The sequence below is a fragment of the Microcoleus sp. OTE_8_concoct_300 genome (assembly GCF_031383065.1).
Classification (GTDB): domain Bacteria; phylum Cyanobacteriota; class Cyanobacteriia; order Cyanobacteriales; family Microcoleaceae; genus Microcoleus.
The window spans coordinates 1-1,471 of record NZ_JANMZH010000101.1; the positions used below are offsets into that span (position 1 = coordinate 1).

General features: G+C 51.4%; 1 protein-coding gene. It reads left to right on the top strand.

Annotated features, from left to right (window positions below):
- Positions 1 to 43: 43 nt before the first annotated feature.
- The coding region (locus ACUVJL_RS04650; RefSeq protein WP_445244780.1) for a PAS domain-containing protein at positions 44 to 1,471 on the top strand (1,428 nt) is incomplete at its 3' end.

The following is a 1,471-nucleotide window of genomic DNA, read 5'->3' on the forward strand; positions in this document are numbered from 1 at the left end:
TTTTGTGAGCCGCTTTGTTGACTCTCAGGTAGGAAAGCGAGCAATGGCAGTTCTTAAGTCCGGTGAGGTCTTTAGCACGGACGCTCAAGTGATTACTCTGGCGGGAATTCGCTGGCACGGGATAGACGTGCGGTGTACCAACGACCCGGTAACAGGCAACCCGATGTTGGTCGTGAACGAAAAGGATATTACCGACCGCCAGCAGACAGAAACAGCCCTGCAAAAGAGTAAAACCCGGTTGTCAGAAGCCCAGCGGGTTGCCCACATCGGTAGCTGGGAATGGGACGTGATTACGGGTAAAATTACCTGGTCTGCCGAACTATTCGAGATTGTGGGACGCGACAGGGCACTGGGCGAACCTACCTATGAAGAACACCTGCGGATTTACCATCCCGAAAGTGCCGAACAGCTACACCTGGTAGTTCAACGAGCGCTCACTCGCGGAGAGCCTTATCTATTGCGACTCAGAATCGTGCGCCCGAATGGTTCTATCCGTCATACCGAAGCCCGAGGACAGGCCGAACTCAATGCAGAGGGACAAGTGATTCGATTGTTTGGTACATCCCAAGACATTACGGATCGTGTCCAGGCGGAAACAGAACTCAGAGAATTGAGTACAGCTCTTGCTAATGCCGTCGAAGGCATCTCGCGGCTGGATATTTTCGGACGCTACATCACCGTTAATCAAGCCTACGCCAATATAGCGGGTTATCAACCTGAACAAATGGTTGGTATGAATTGGCAGAAAACAGTTCATCCAGAAGATCTCGACATGATGAGGGCGGCTTATCAAAAAATGCTAGCCGAGGGCCGAGTGGAGGTTGAGGCCCGTGGTATCAGGAAAGATGGTTCGATTTTTTACAAGCAATGGGTGATGTTAGCAGCCTACGACTCGCAGGAGCGAGCGAGCGGGCATCACTGCTTTATGAAGGATATCACCGATCGCAAGCAAGCAGAAGCAGCATTGCAACAAGAGTTCCAGCGTCTGGCTGTGGTGATTGCCACCCAACAGGAAATCGCCATCCGCAATCCTAACCTGGATGCAGTGATGGCAGTAATTAACGATCGAACTCAAAAATTGATCGGCGCCGATGGGGCCGTGATTGAAATGCTTGAAGGGGATGAGTTGGTGTATCGGGCAGCGAGTGGTATCGCCAGCGACTATGTGGGATTACGGATGAAAGTAGGGACAAGTTTGTCGGGAAAATGTATTGCGACCGGCCAAATCATGCTTTGCGACGATTCAGAAACCGATGCACGGGTGGATCGGGCTGCCTGTCAGCGCATTGGTATCCGGTCACTGGTGGTTGTTCCCTTGTTCTATCAGGACGATCGGGTTGGTGTCTTAAAAGTTGTTTCAGCGACACCCTCTAGCTTTACAGAGTCAGACATCCAGACCTTACAACTGATGGCTGGGTTTCTGGCAAGCAGCCTGCATCTGGCTTCAGAGTTTGATGCCAAAAACATTCTC